Annotated in this window: 14 protein-coding genes; 6 read left to right on the top strand and 8 right to left on the bottom strand. The window is 61.3% G+C overall.

All coding sequences use genetic code 11. From position 1 onward, the window contains the following. Positions 1-38: 38 nt before the first annotated feature. Entirely contained in the window at positions 39-566 is a 528-nt protein-coding gene (gene fabA / locus V7660_RS00530) for a bifunctional 3-hydroxydecanoyl-ACP dehydratase/trans-2-decenoyl-ACP isomerase (RefSeq protein ID WP_335601160.1), read from the top strand. On the opposite strand, the gene V7660_RS00525 is transcribed toward fabA, so the two are convergent. Further along, a complete protein-coding gene (locus tag V7660_RS00525) occupies positions 563-1,483 on the bottom strand; it encodes an extracellular catalytic domain type 1 short-chain-length polyhydroxyalkanoate depolymerase (RefSeq protein WP_335601159.1) in 921 nt (306 codons plus the stop codon). The genes fabA and V7660_RS00525 overlap by 4 nt on opposite strands. A 153-nt stretch (positions 1,484-1,636) precedes the next feature. Here V7660_RS00525 and V7660_RS00520 point away from each other — a divergent pair, with 153 nt between their 5' ends. The 4 genes from V7660_RS00520 (at position 1,637) to V7660_RS00505 (ending at position 4,406) form a co-directional block, all read left to right on the top strand. Further along, a complete protein-coding gene (locus V7660_RS00520; protein WP_335601158.1) occupies positions 1,637-2,452 on the top strand; it encodes an enoyl-ACP reductase FabI in 816 nt (271 codons plus the stop codon). Positions 2,453-2,683: 231 nt separating this feature from the next. Beyond that, positions 2,684-2,941, top strand: coding sequence for a YjhX family toxin (locus V7660_RS00515; RefSeq protein ID WP_335601157.1), 258 nt, complete (start codon positions 2,684-2,686; stop codon positions 2,939-2,941). A 77-nt stretch (positions 2,942-3,018) separates the two neighbouring features. Continuing rightward, positions 3,019-3,675, top strand: a complete 657-nt coding sequence (locus tag V7660_RS00510) for an SDR family oxidoreductase (protein ID WP_335601156.1) — start codon at positions 3,019-3,021, stop codon at positions 3,673-3,675. A gap of 50 nt (positions 3,676-3,725) precedes the next feature. Then, the gene (locus tag V7660_RS00505) at positions 3,726-4,406 is read left to right on the top strand and encodes a nitroreductase family protein (RefSeq protein WP_335601155.1); all 681 of its coding nucleotides are present in this window, start codon (positions 3,726-3,728) and stop codon (positions 4,404-4,406) included. Here the strand turns inward: V7660_RS00505 and V7660_RS00500 are convergent. From V7660_RS00500 to V7660_RS00485, 4 genes are all read right to left on the bottom strand, one after another. Next, the gene (locus tag V7660_RS00500) at positions 4,403-5,239 is read right to left on the bottom strand and encodes a CAP domain-containing protein (protein WP_335601154.1); all 837 of its coding nucleotides are present in this window, start codon (positions 5,237-5,239) and stop codon (positions 4,403-4,405) included. The two genes, V7660_RS00505 and V7660_RS00500, sit on opposite strands and share 4 nt — an antisense overlap. 39 nt (positions 5,240-5,278) lie before the next feature. Continuing rightward, positions 5,279-6,187 (bottom strand): 5'-nucleotidase, lipoprotein e(P4) family, encoded by a 909-nt coding sequence (locus V7660_RS00495; protein WP_335601153.1) that lies wholly within the window; start codon positions 6,185-6,187, stop codon positions 5,279-5,281. A 58-nt stretch (positions 6,188-6,245) separates the two neighbouring features. Then, positions 6,246-6,932: a uridine kinase gene (udk, locus tag V7660_RS00490; RefSeq protein WP_335601152.1), complete on the bottom strand. Its 687-nt coding sequence runs from the start codon at positions 6,930-6,932 to the stop codon at positions 6,246-6,248. Between the two features lie 90 nt (positions 6,933-7,022). After that, on the bottom strand, positions 7,023-7,910 hold the full coding sequence (locus V7660_RS00485; protein ID WP_335601151.1) for an AraC family transcriptional regulator: 888 nt from the start codon (positions 7,908-7,910) through the stop codon (positions 7,023-7,025). Positions 7,911-8,043: 133 nt separating this feature from the next. On the opposite strand from V7660_RS00485, the gene V7660_RS00480 reads away from it, so the two are divergent. Beyond that, positions 8,044-8,799, top strand: a complete 756-nt coding sequence (locus V7660_RS00480; RefSeq protein ID WP_335601150.1) for an SDR family NAD(P)-dependent oxidoreductase — start codon at positions 8,044-8,046, stop codon at positions 8,797-8,799. 65 nt (positions 8,800-8,864) lie between these two features. Here V7660_RS00480 and pnp read toward each other — a convergent pair whose 3' ends face one another. The 3 genes from pnp to V7660_RS00465 form a co-directional block, all read right to left on the bottom strand. Beyond that, a complete protein-coding gene (gene pnp / locus V7660_RS00475; RefSeq protein WP_335601149.1) occupies positions 8,865-11,000 on the bottom strand; it encodes a polyribonucleotide nucleotidyltransferase in 2,136 nt (711 codons plus the stop codon). Between the two features lie 69 nt (positions 11,001-11,069). Next, complete coding sequence (rpsO, locus tag V7660_RS00470; RefSeq protein ID WP_335601148.1) at positions 11,070-11,339, bottom strand: 30S ribosomal protein S15; 270 nt, start codon at positions 11,337-11,339, stop codon at positions 11,070-11,072. Positions 11,340-11,564: 225 nt separating this feature from the next. Then, on the bottom strand, positions 11,565-12,293 hold the full coding sequence (locus tag V7660_RS00465; protein ID WP_335601147.1) for a hypothetical protein: 729 nt from the start codon (positions 12,291-12,293) through the stop codon (positions 11,565-11,567). Between the last annotated feature and the right edge of the window lie 632 nt (positions 12,294-12,925).

The following is a 12,925-nucleotide window of genomic DNA, read 5'->3' as shown; positions in this document are numbered from 1 at the left end:
CGTAAAGCCTCTTGCGCTGATTGAACAAGGGAACCGCCATGTCCGGACCGCACGATTACCACACGCCCCAAAGCTCCTACTCCAAGGAAGACCTGCTGAAGTCAGGTGCAGGCGGCTATTTTGGCCCGGGCAATGCGCAATTGCCGATCCCGCCGATGCTGATGATGGACCGGATCACCGAGATCACCATGGATGGCGGCGAATTCGGCAAGGGCAGCGTGATCGGCGAACTCGACATCACCCCGGACCTCTGGTTCTTCGAATGCCACTTCCCCGGTGACCCGGTCATGCCCGGCTGCCTTGGCCTCGACGCCATGTGGCAGGCCGTCGGCTACTGGCTCGGCTGGTCCGGCAGCCCCGGCAAGGGCCGCGCGCTCGGCGTTGGCGAAGTGAAATTCACCGGCGAGATCACGCCCGACAAGAAGCTCGTCCGCTATGTCATCGACATCAAGCGCGTGCGCCGCGGCAAGCTCAATCTCGGCATCGCCGATGGCCGCGTCTATGTCGACGATGAGCATGTCTACACCGCCTTCGACATGAAAGTCGGCCTGAAGAACGTCCTCTAGCGCTGGAGTTCCTGCGCGCTGAAGAATTCCCAGATGAGTGTGCTGGCGTCGAAATTCTCGACGGGTACGTCGCCGCGCCGTGTGCCCCGGCCTCCGCCGGGCCAGGCATGTCCGCCCTCGGGCAGGCTGTACCAGAGCGTCGGCGCCTCGCAGCCCGTACCCTGGCGCAGCGTATAGGCCGGCGTCGAAACCGCCTGCGCCTGACCGCTGCACGCATTTGATTTCAGCCAATAGGACAAGGCATAGTCTGCTGGCGCATAGGGCCGGTCATTCGGCGCAGACCTCAGCCCGCGCCCGGACCCGTTCCCGCCTGCCGCCGGCACGCGCGCATCCTGTTCCCCGGTGATGATCAGCGCCGAAACCGGCGACCCCGCCTTCACCTCATCGCCAAACATCGCGCCAACCACCGGCGCAATCGCGGCGACCTTGTGCGGCAGCTCGCGCCCGATCCGATACGTCATCATTGCGCCGTTCGACATGCCGGTCACATAGACCCGTGACGGGTCCGCGACGCCGTCCGCAACCAGCCGGTCGATCAGGTCTGAGATGAAGCCGACATCATCCACGCGCTCTTCCAGAGCATAGGCGCAGCAATGGCCCGCATTCCAGGTCTTGAAGCGCCGCTTGCCTGACCCTTCCGGGTAAACCGCAACAAAGCCCTCCCGCTCCGCCAGCGTATTGAAGCCTGACATGGTCATGCCATTCTCGGAATTGCCGCCGCCGCCATGCAGCATGAGGACGAGAGGCGCCGGCCCTTTCAGGCTGCGCGGCGTATAAGTCAGGTAAGACCGCTCTGCCCCGCGGCTCAGCATCTGATGCTCGGTCAATCCGGCCGCGGCCGGGGCAGTCGGCTCCGTGCTCGCACATGCCGCAATCACCATCATCGCGGCGGCCATCGCCAATCCTGCATGTCTCATTGTTCGTCCTCCAAAATGCGTCCCAGAAAGGTTGAACGTGCCGCTGCGGGGATTCCGTCGCGGAAGGTGAAAAGACGGTCTGAATCTTGACGGAAGGACTGGCGATGCCTAGCGGTTCACCAAACAGATATTCACGAAGAGAGGCTTCCCCACATGGCTGATGACTGGACCCCGCCGGCAGGCGACCTGATGAAAGGCAAGCGCGGCATCGTGATGGGCGTCGCCAACCAGAACTCGATCGCCTGGGGCATTGCCCGCCAGCTGGCCGCCCAGGGCGCCGAGATTGCGTTCACCTATCAGGGCGACAGTTTGGAGCGCCGCGTGCGCCCGCTGGTCGAATCCATCGGCATGGACACGATGATCCCGGCCGACGTCACCGATGATGCGTCGATGGATGCCGCGTTCGACGCCATCAAGGACAAATGGGGCAAGATTGATTTCCTCGTCCACTCCATTGCCTTTGCCGGCAAGGACGAGCTGCAGGGATCGATGGTCGCCAACACGACCCGCGAGGGCTTCCGCCGCGCGATGGACATTTCCGTCTACAGCTTCATCGACTGCGCCCGCCGCGCCAGCGAGATCATGCCGGATGGGGGCGCGATGATCTGCATGACCTATCTCGGCGCCGAGCGCACCGTGCCCTCCTACAATGTCATGGGCGTTGCCAAGGCCGCCCTCGAAGCCGCGACCCGCTATGCGGCGCGCGACCTCGGGCCCCAGGGCATCCGCGTCAACGCGATCTCCGCCGGCGCGATGCGCACGCTCTCCCTCGCAGGCATTCGCGGCGGCAAGAGCCTGATGGGGACCGGCCGCGACTGGTCGTTGCTCAAGGAAGACACGCGCATGGAAGGCGTCGCCGGCGCGGCGCTATACCTGCTGTCAGACCTCGGCCACTCCGTCGCCGGTGAAGTCCACCATGTCGATGCCGGCTTCCACGTCGTCGGCGTCCCGGATTTGCCGGAAGACTGATTTCTTCACTCCGATCTTGACCCGTTGAGACCGCAAGACCATCTTGCCGTCTCAACGGAGTTTTGATGATCCATTCCATATCCGAGTCCCGGTAAGGGGCCTGCCGTTTCGGCGCTGATTTCCAGCGCAAGGCAGGCCGGCAAGAACGACGCCTGGCACGCCATCCGTGCCGGAAACGTTTTTGCGCGCTGCATGCCCGTCATGCCGCGCCCTAATTTCGGACCTTTACACATGGACATCTCACGCGCCGAACAGCGCATCCTTCACCTGCTCGCCCAAGGCGGGCATATCGAAATCATTCGCGACGAACAGCGCAAGCCTTCGGAAATAAATTGCTTCACACGGGATGGCTGGCGCTATGCCGGAATGGACCCGTTATTGTTCCGAAAGCTGAAACGCAAACGGGCCATCGCCTCACGCGGCGGATCACCTTACCGCATCACGCGCCGAGGCCTACAGCTCGTGCGTCCTGAAATGGACAATCGCTGACGGATGCCACCAAACCGGAACTCCCGCTGAGCTGGTCTGTTGATGGAACAGATCCACACACCCGCGGGAGTTCCCCCATGTCCAACATCTTTCTCATCGGCGCCACCGGCGGCGTTGGCAGCCGCCTTGGCCCGAAACTCGTAGACGCCGGCCACACGGTCAAAGGCCTGCACCGCAAGCCGGAACAGGCAGGAGACCTCCGCGACCAGGGCGTCGAGCCCGTCTTCGGCAACATCATCGACATGAGCGCGGACGATCTCGCCAGCGCCATGACCGGCTGCGACGTCGCCGTCTTCTCCGCAGGCGCCGCCGGCAGTGGCCGCGACAAGACCACGGCCATCGATGGCGAAGGCCCGGAGAAACTGATCGAGGCGGCGCGCGCCACAGACGTGAAGCGCATCTATCTCGTCTCGGTCATCATGGATGCCGGTCGCGCCCGCGACACGACGGAAGACTTCGAACACTACATGGCCATGAAACGCCGCGCCGATGCGGCCCTCGCCACCAGCGGAATCGACTATGTCATCCTCCGTCCCGGCACGCTGAAGGATGATGATGGCGATGGCAAAGTGATGGCTGGCCGCGCGATCACCTATGGTGATGTCGCCCGGGGCAATGTCGCCGCCACGCTCGCCGAACTGATCGGAGTGCCGGAGATCACCAATGAGATCATCGAACTGACCAATGGCGACACACCCGTCTCCGATGCAGTCGCCCGCTTCAAACGGGGCTGACACACCGCAGATGACACGCAATGATGCCTCTTCGATCAAGGAGGGGCATCATGAAGACCACCGAAGACACCCACGTCGCGCTCACCGGCTTTCCGCATTATCCGGAGGCCGGGATGCAGGCCCGAGCCCGCGCTTTTCATGACAGCATGGCGACGCGCCGCTCGGTGCGCGCCTTCTCTGACCAGCCGATCCCCCGCGAAATCATCGAAGCCTGTGTCGCGACCGCCGGCTCTGCCCCGTCCGGCGCCAATCACCAGCCCTGGTTCTTTGCCTGTGTGAACAGCGCCGAGAAAAAGCGCGAGATCCGCGAAGCTGCCGAAGCCGAGGAGCGCGAATTCTATTCAGGGCGCGCCGGCGAGGACTGGCTCGACGCCCTCGCCCCGATCGGCACCGATGCCGACAAGCCCTATATGGAGACCGCGCCCTGGCTGATCTGCATCTTCGCCCAGCGCCGCGGCGGCGCGCATGAAGGCGAGACCCGCAAGAATTACTACATCCATGAAAGCGTCGGCATCGCGACCGGCCTGCTGATGGCGGCCTGTCACCAGGCAGGTGTCGCCACGCTGGTGCACACGCCCAATCCGATGAAATTCCTGAACCGCCTCTGCGACCGTCCGGACACGGAAAAACCCTTCCTGATCCTCGTCGCAGGTCACCCGGCAGACGGCGCCAAGGTGCCAAAGCACGCGCTCGTCAAAAAGCCGCTCGATCAGATCATGAAGGTGCTCTAGCCGCCCACGGTCACAGAGGGGCCGGGCAGGCGGATGGTGTAGAAACTGCGCGGTTTCTCGCCGGGCTTTCGGCCCTCGGCGGCAATGTGGATGTCACCGCTGACACCGTCCGGAATGCCCTGCCCCATTGGCAGCACGTCCCCGCTCGGCAATTCGGCGGCGAACTGCCGGAATCGCCAGCCATTCAGCACCGGCATCTGCGCCACCCTGTCCCCGGCATGCATCCGCACCGGCACATCCCGCGCAAGGCTGCCCGACAGGTTCAGGAAGCTCTGCGTTACCCAGACCCCGGTCTTGGTGCGCACGACGCCCATCGCCACATGGGTCGCCTCTTCGCTCATGATGTTTGCGTAATGGCCGGGGCTCTCCATGAGATTCTTGTGCAGGCGCCGCACAGCCTCGCGCTTCAGATTCCACCGGCCGCGCACGACTTCCACCATGGCGACATTCTCGGCGGAATACTGGATGATCGCCCGCCGGTCGAAGGCCGAGACGCGGTCCTGCGGTTCGCGCCCGTCCGGGCCGACATGACCGAAGAAATCATTATAGGCCATGTCGAGACTGTGGAATCGCGCCGTATTGCGCAGCGCCGGGCGATAGATCAGCGCCGGCAGCCCTTCCTCTTTCCGGGCCGCATTTACCAGCCGCAGGAATTCCTGCTCCATATGCGCGTCAAAGGCATAGCCATCCGGCAAGTCCGCGAAACAGGGCTGCACCTGCTCCACATAATCGGCCACAGCCGTACCGCGCGCCGTAAGGGCAAGGTCACAGGCAAAGGCCGGGAGGCCAGCCGCAAGCGCGACAAGGCTGATGAAAAACGCACGCAGGATCATGTCTCGGCCAGTCTACAGGCGCCAACATGAACAGAAGTGTTACGGCTTTGGCGGCCAGGGCTGCAGCGCCTCGCGCTTCATATCCCGCCGTTCATCCGGGGTGTGGCTGTAATCATGCCCGAACGGGGCGCTTTCCCAGCTGCCATATTCCGGATTGGGCAGCGCGATCCATTCCCGGCCCCATTTGTCCTGATTGGCCTCATAGACGGCCTGCCGCTCCGCCGGGGAGCCTTTGTAGGCATCGGTGAAATCCCCGAGATTGTCGCCCAGCATCAGCAGAATGCGATAATCCGCCGCCACCACGGCCCAGCGCGTTGACTTGGCAGACGTCCAGTCCGCCTGCTCGCCCTTGGTCAGCAGCGTGTCGACATTGCCGCCCATCGGGAAGCCGAGCGCCGCGAGGTTGCGCGCCGTGCCCTCTTCCACCTCCGCATCGCGATTGGTCACATAGAACACTTTCACACCCCTGGCCGCCGCGGCCTGCGTGAACTCCACCGCGCCGGGCACGGCTTTCGCGACGCCTGCGCTCGCCCAGGCATTCCAGCTGTCGGACTTAAAATCCTTGCCCGCGAGAATGCCCGCCGCTGCATAGGGCGAATTGTCGAGCACGGTCTCATCGGCGTCGAGAATGATCGCGGGCGGCAGATCCTGATAGGCCTCCCCCTGCAGGTCCGGCGCAGCGGTCCAGTCCGGATCGGCCAGCGCCTCATCCAGCCGCATCGCGGCCAGCGCATAGATGCCGTCTGTTGTGGCCTTGTACTCCACCGCCTGCTGCGCCCAGAGCGTCGCATTCAGCCGGTCATCCTGCGGCGTACCCGTTTCGACGATCCCCTCGCGCTCGACCGTGACATTGCGCAAAGGTTCGGCGTCCCGGTCCACGACGGTACAGGCCGACAGGGCCAGCGGCGCCAGCAGCGCAACAGCAAGATGTGAAAGCCTGTAGGTCATGATCGTCTCCTGTTCAGATGAAGCCGGTCTATCAGACTCGGCCCGAACCGGGAACGTGTCAGATGGCGCCGCAATTCTGCAGGCGGGCCAGCACCGGCGCGATCATGCGCTCAATGGCTTCTTCGGTCGGGCGGACATTGCCATAGGCCGGCAGGCCCTCATCGGCGATCACGAGGTCGGCCTCGAATTTGGCCGGATAGGTCCATTGGTAATGCGCCGCGCGCACCGTGCCGAGATATTGCTGCAGCACGCTTTCCAGCGATCGGTCACGCTCAGTCACATCCCGGCGGATACGGCGCGCGAGGCGCAGATCGTCCGGCGTATCAACATAGACCGACAGATCGATCAGCGAGCGGATTTTCGGGAAGGACAGCGCATGGATGCCTTCCAGGATCAGGATCGGCGCAGAGTTGATTTCGCGTGTCTCTTTGCTGCGGTCATGGCGCTCATAATCATAGATCGGCTGCTGGATCGTCTCGCCCGCCTTCAGCGCGCGCAGATCCTTGACCAGCCGGTCGGCTTCCTTTGAGCGCGGCGCATCATAATTGATACCGCCGACCAGGGCCGTCCATTCTTCCTTGTTGGCAGGTTCGCCATAATGGCTCATCGGATAATAATAGGCGTCCTCGCCGAACAGGACGGCCTGGCCATCCGGCAGATGCTCCAGCAAGGCCTCGGCCAGCGTCGACTTGCCCGAGCCTGAGCCACCGGACATTGCCACAAGGAAGGGTTTCTTTTTCGCCATGATGCGGAGGGTCTACCGGCAAACAGCTTGTCGCTTCAATGGATTATTGCCGCCAGCTCCCGCCAGATGCAGTGATGCTGCCTCTGCGGGCTAGGCGCTGGCGCGGTCCCGGGCGGCTTTGGTGTCCTGCACCGGAGGCAGGCCGAACAGGCGGCCATATTCCCGCGTGAACTGCGGCACGCTTTCATAACCGACCGCATAGGCAACATGACTGGCAGAGCGGCCCTCGGCCCGCATCAGGCGGCGCGCCTCGATCAGGCGCAATTGTTTCTGGAACTGAAGGGGCGAAAGAGAGGTCACAGCGCGGAAATGCTGGTGGAAGGCCGATACGCTCATGCCGGCTGCCTCGGCCAGCTGCGCCACCGGAATGGTCTGCGCATAGTCGCGCCGCAGCACAGCCACCGCCCGTCCGATGCGCTGGACATGTCCGTCCGGCCAACCGAGCCGACGGATCACATCGCCATGACGGCCCGACATCAGCCAGTAATGCATTTCCCGCACGAGCTGGGCCTGCAGCACCGGCAGGGAGTCCGGGCGGTCCAGCAGGCGCACCAGCCGGGCGGCCGCATCGGCCACTTCCCTATCCGTCGGATCAACGCGCACCGGCGCCGCATCATTTGACGGGATGGGCCTGATTTCCCCGGCAAGATCCGCGATCAGCGCCGGGTCCAGATCAAGCGCCAGTGACACATAGGGCGTCGCAGGATTGGCGCGCGTGATCTGGCTCATCGTCGGCACGTCCGCCGTAATCAGCAGGGAATCGCCTGCGGCGAAATCGTAGACATCGGTGCCCATCATCACGCGCTTGCTGCCCTGCAGGACAAGGCAGACGACCGGTTGCAGGATGGAGCGCTGCAATTCGCTCGGGTGCGTCGCCCTTATGATGACGAAACCGGGAATGGGCGTTTCCGCGATCCCGGCCGGGTCTGCATGGGTTTCGGCATAGCGAAGGGCGGTCGTCAGTGTGGGGTCTGTCATCGGATCACCCTATCTCATTTCTTCAGGCTCCACACCTTCATTTGGAGGATCAGGCAAGGAATGGCGAGCTTCCGGCAACGCGCCTGACCCAGGGAGGCCTAGATAAGCCGTCCCACCCAAGCAGGAGACTGACATGTCCCAGATCACCCTCATCACCGGCGGCAGCCGCGGCCTCGGCCGCAACACCGCGCTCAGCATCGCCCGTCGCGGCAGCGATGTCCTGTTCACCTATCGCAGCCGTGCCAATGAAGCCGAAACCCTTGTCGCCGAGATCGAGGGCATGGGCCGCAAGGCCCGCGCCTTCCAGCTCGACACCAGCAAGATCGGTACTTTCCCGGCCTTTGCGGAGAGCGTGAAATCTGCCCTGCAGGAAACCTGGCAGCGCGACAGTTTCGACCATCTCGTCAACAATGCCGGGCACGGCACCAATGCCCCGATTGCCGAGTTCACGGAAGAACAGTTCGACGCTCTGGTGAACGTCCACCTCAAGGGCGTGGTCTTCCTGACCCAGGCCCTGCTGCCCCTGATCACCGATGGCGGGCGGATCGTAAACATCTCGTCCGGCCTGACCCGCATGGTGTTTCCCGGCTATGGCATCTATGCCGCCGCCAAGGGCGCAGTCGAAGTGCTCACGCGCTACATGGCCAAGGAATTCGGCGCGCGCGGCATTGCGGTCAACACGGTTGCGCCGGGCGCCATCGAGACCGATTTCGGTGGCGGAGCCGTGCGCGACACGCCCGGCCTCAACCAGCAGCTCGCGGACATGACCGCGCTTGGCCGGGTCGGTGTGCCGGATGATATCGGCCCGATGATTGCGACGCTTCTGTCGCCGGACAATCGCTGGATCAACGCCCAGCGGATCGAAGTTTCCGGTGGGCAGGGTCTCTAGGCTGTCCCCAGACGAAAAAGGCCGCCCCGAGGGGCGGCCTTTGATTTTGCGGAAGGGAGAAGAGCCTATTCCTCTTCGCCGCCTTCACCGCCGGCAAGTTCCTTGCCGGTGGTCTGGTCGACGACCTTCATGGACAGGCGCACCTTGCCGCGATCATCAAAGCCCATCAGCTTGACCCAGACGGTGTCGCCCTCTTTCACGAGGTCTTTCGGATGGTTCACGCGCTCGTTCGCCATTTGCGAGACATGCACGAGGCCGTCCTTCGGACCGAAGAAGTTCACGAAGATGCCGAAATCTTTCAGGCCTACAACTTTGCCTTCGTAGATCTCGCCGATTTCCGGCTCTGCGACGATCTCCTTGATCATCTTCAGCGCCTTGTTGATGGATTCCTTGTCGAGCGCAGAGACCTGCACCGTGCCATCATCATCAATGTTCACCTTGGCGCCGGATTCTTCCACGATGCCGCGGATGACCTTGCCGCCGGAGCCGATCACGTCACGGATCTTGTCGGTTGGCACCTTGATGATTTCCATCTGCGGTGCGTTCTCGGACAGGCTGTCGCGGGACGTGTCGAGGGCTTTCGCCATCTCGCCGAGGATGTGCATGCGCCCACCCTTGGCCTGCTCCAGAGCCGTGTGCATGATCTCCTTGGTGATACCGGCGATCTTGATGTCCATCTGCAGGGACGTCAGGCCTTTTTCGGTACCGGCCACTTTGAAGTCCATGTCGCCGAGGTGATCTTCGTCGCCGAGGATGTCGGAGAGAACCGCCACGCCGTCAGCTTCCTTGATCAGGCCCATTGCGATGCCGGACACCGGACGGGTCACCGGCACACCGGCATCCATCATGGCCAGCGAGCAACCACAGACCGTTGCCATCGAGGACGAGCCATTGGACTCGGTGATCTCGGAGACAAGGCGGATCGTGTACGGAAACTCTTCATGCGGTGGCAGAACAGCCTGCAGTGCGCGCCAGGCGAGCTTGCCGTGGCCGGTTTCGCGGCGGTTGGTACCGCCCATGCGACCGGTCTCGCCCACAGAGTATGGCGGGAAGTTGTAGTGCAGCATGAATTTGGACTTCGACGTGCCATCAAGGCCGTCGATGAACTGCTCATCATCACTGGTGCCCAGCGTGGCCACACAGATCGCCTGCGTTTCACCGCGGGTGAACAGGGAAGAACCATGCGTGCGCGGCAGGAAGCTGGCAATCGCCTCGATCGGGCGAACCTGATCGAGCGAACGGCCATCAATGCGCTTGCCGGTTTTCAGGATGTCGCCGCGAACAACGCTCGCTTCGGCTTCCTTGAAGGCCGCCTTGAAGACGTCGCCAGACATTTCGCCCGGCGCTTCCTCGGTGCCGACAAAAGCAGCCTTGGCCTTGTCGCGGGCTTCGCCGACAGCGGCCTGACGGTCCAGCTTCTCGGTGATCGAGTAGGCAGCCGACAAATCCTTGCCGACCAGGTTCTGGATTTTCTCCAGCTCGGCCGAATGGTCTTCTGCGTCGAAGTCGAACGGCTCTTTTGCGGCCTGCTCAGCCAGCTCGATGATCGCTTCGATCACAGGCTGGATGGCTTCGTGGCCCGCCATGACGGCGCCCAGCATGACATCTTCGGACAGCTCATAGGCTTCCGATTCGACCATCATCACGGCGTCGGCGGTGCCGGCCATGACGAGGTCCAGTTCGGACTCTTCCAGCTCTTCGATCGTCGGGTTGATGATGTACTCACCATCCTTGTAGCCGACGCGCGCTGCGCCGATCGGGCCCATGAACGGCGCGCCGGACAGCACCAGCGCCGCAGAGGCGCCGATCATGCCGAGCACGTCCGGATCGTTTTCGAGGTCATACGACATCGCGGTCAGCACGACCTGGACTTCGTTCTTGAAGCCCTTGACGAACAGCGGACGGATCGGGCGGTCGATCAGGCGGGACGTCAGCGTCTCTTTTTCGGTCGGGCGGCCTTCACGCTTGAAGAAGCCACCGGGGATCCGGCCTGATGCGTAATATTTTTCCATGTAGTTGACGGTCAGGGGGAAGAAGTCCTGACCCGGCTTCGCGCTTTTCGCAAAACATGCGGTCGCGAGCACTTTGGTATCGCCATAGGTCACCATGACGGCGCCATCGGCCTGACGTGCCACCTGGCCCGTCTCGATTGTCAGCGTGCGGCCGGCCCATTCCAGCGACACAGTTTTCTTGTCAAACATCAAAATGTCTTTCTTTTCACATACGAAAAGCCCGCCGCGGCCCTATGCCCGGCGGGCTTGATTTTTTACCTAGCGGCGGATGCCGAGGGTTTCGATGAGGGTCTTGTAACGCGCCTCATCCTTGCGCTTGGTGTAGTCAAGCAGCTTCCGGCGGGTCGCGACCATGGCCAGCAGGCCCCGGCGGGAGTGGTTGTCTTTCTTGTTCGTCTTGAAGTGGTCGGTGAGGTTGTTGATCCGTTCGGTCAGGATCGCGACCTGCACTTCTGGGGAACCGGTGTCGCCAGGCTTGGTGGCGAATTTTTCGATCAGTTCCTGCTTCTTCTCAGCGGTAATCGACATCGTATATCTTTCTTGCAATCGCCTGATGGCGGGTTTCATCTAAGCGCCTGAATTGGCGGGGTTTTTGGGTGAGTATCTGCGGTCTCAGGCCACGGCCGGGATGTCGTCCAGCAGGGTCAGGACCCGATATCCCACCACAAGGGGCGGCTTATGGCTCATTTTAGGGGGAATTGGAAGGGGGCGAGGTGCGAAGAAACAAGGGGATAGCAGAACAGCGGCTGATCCTTAAGCTTCCTCGACAAAAGCCTCTTTCGAAAGTTCAAGGTGTTTAATGAGGCGCTCAATTACCGCTGGGGTAACTGGGCCCTTGAAATATACCTGCGCCGAAGACGTTGGGCTCAACTGAAAAACTAGCGCCATGCCAGTTGGCTTAGCGTGTGAAAGCGTAACCGGCTCAGATATGCTTAGTCCTGGCGAAACTTCCTTCATGATTGGCTGGGATTCCGTTGGTACTTTTGTTTCGGAACTTCTACGGGTCTCATCTACTGGTTCGGGCGCTTTCTTGTACTGCTGCACAAACTCCATTGTTTCCATGTAGCTTCGGGCCAGTCGCTCTGAGCCTGTGTCCGTGAAACCATATTTACGAATTGCAATCGAACGAATCACGCCCTCTGATGGTCGTTGATCGCCAAATTCTCGATGTAGCTCAGCGAATAGATCTGGGCGAACTGAGGCATCTCTTACTGCTTCAGAAAACTCCGCCTCATTCAACGGCTCCAATAAGGCTAAGGCAGCCTTCGTTACGCGAATTGCATCATCTCGACCTTCAAGTAGGCCGAACTGTTTTAGAGAACCTATAGCCGCAAGCGACCTGCCAGATCTCCCAGCATAACCCATCTCTTTCATGACCGCCTGCGTATCAACGCTGGCAGTATGAGCGCCTTTGTACACCTTTCGAACAAGGTCGATACAATTCTCTAGTGAAATTTGAGGGTACGATGGACTACGTGCCATTTCTTTTTCTCCGTGTACTCGTCTTTTCTATCATAATAGCGCTTCATAAGCACGAATTTATTTATTTCATATATTTCAAATACTTAGAGATCTCTTTTTGTACCTTCTGTTCTCGCCCCGGAGCGCTAGGGCAAGACTCAAGAACAGAAACAACATATTTAAGCAAGATATTGCACCATCCTTGGCCAGAAGGGACCCTTTCTGACTTGCTCTTATGGGGCTTTAATGGCATTAATGAGGAGCGGTGAGTCTCGGGTCCAAACCGAGACTCGAGCGCCTAGGCGCTAGCCGCATTCTCTCCAAGGAGCTGGGGTCCAAACCCAGCTCCAATCTTATTAACAAAAACAAGCTAGTAGGTCAATATTGAAGTCGATTAAGGTAAGTACAAAACCAGTGCTTTTTACTCGCCCTCCCTGCTATACTCTTTGCCAGTTCACCCCACAGATACCTGCCTGCGCAGGTATCTTCGGTACGGATGAATCCGTCTGATACCCCCTTACCCCATACTAAGCATCTGCTCTCACAGGAGCCGGATCAGGTACCGTTCTGGTTGTGGGGGCAGGGTCAGGAGGGTGCGGGTGGGAGAGACGGTCTCGCCGGTGCCTAGGCAGGTCAGGCCAGGGTGGGCTTGC

The organism is Hyphomonas sp., from assembly GCF_036964145.1.
Classification (GTDB): domain Bacteria; phylum Pseudomonadota; class Alphaproteobacteria; order Caulobacterales; family Hyphomonadaceae; genus Hyphomonas.
The sequence above is the reverse complement of the archived record's forward strand: the minus strand, read 5'-3'. Positions and strand labels throughout refer to the sequence as shown.

Excerpts from the sequence above, each read along its gene's own strand:
- fabA (WP_335601160.1), top strand. The coding sequence starts at position 39 with ATGTCCGGACCGCACGATTACCACACGCCCCAAAGCTCCTACTCCAAG.
- V7660_RS00525 (WP_335601159.1), bottom strand. The coding sequence starts at position 1,483 with ATGAGACATGCAGGATTGGCGATGGCCGCCGCGATGATGGTGATTGCG.
- V7660_RS00520 (WP_335601158.1), top strand. The coding sequence starts at position 1,637 with ATGGCTGATGACTGGACCCCGCCGGCAGGCGACCTGATGAAAGGCAAG.
- V7660_RS00515 (WP_335601157.1), top strand. The coding sequence starts at position 2,684 with ATGGACATCTCACGCGCCGAACAGCGCATCCTTCACCTGCTCGCCCAA.
- V7660_RS00510 (WP_335601156.1), top strand. The coding sequence starts at position 3,019 with ATGTCCAACATCTTTCTCATCGGCGCCACCGGCGGCGTTGGCAGCCGC.
- V7660_RS00505 (WP_335601155.1), top strand. The coding sequence starts at position 3,726 with ATGAAGACCACCGAAGACACCCACGTCGCGCTCACCGGCTTTCCGCAT.
- V7660_RS00500 (WP_335601154.1), bottom strand. The coding sequence starts at position 5,239 with ATGATCCTGCGTGCGTTTTTCATCAGCCTTGTCGCGCTTGCGGCTGGC.
- V7660_RS00495 (WP_335601153.1), bottom strand. The coding sequence starts at position 6,187 with ATGACCTACAGGCTTTCACATCTTGCTGTTGCGCTGCTGGCGCCGCTG.
- udk (WP_335601152.1), bottom strand. The coding sequence starts at position 6,932 with ATGGCGAAAAAGAAACCCTTCCTTGTGGCAATGTCCGGTGGCTCAGGC.
- V7660_RS00485 (WP_335601151.1), bottom strand. The coding sequence starts at position 7,910 with ATGACAGACCCCACACTGACGACCGCCCTTCGCTATGCCGAAACCCAT.
- V7660_RS00480 (WP_335601150.1), top strand. The coding sequence starts at position 8,044 with ATGTCCCAGATCACCCTCATCACCGGCGGCAGCCGCGGCCTCGGCCGC.
- pnp (WP_335601149.1), bottom strand. The coding sequence starts at position 11,000 with ATGTTTGACAAGAAAACTGTGTCGCTGGAATGGGCCGGCCGCACGCTG.
- rpsO (WP_335601148.1), bottom strand. The coding sequence starts at position 11,339 with ATGTCGATTACCGCTGAGAAGAAGCAGGAACTGATCGAAAAATTCGCC.
- V7660_RS00465 (WP_335601147.1), bottom strand. The coding sequence starts at position 12,293 with ATGGCACGTAGTCCATCGTACCCTCAAATTTCACTAGAGAATTGTATC.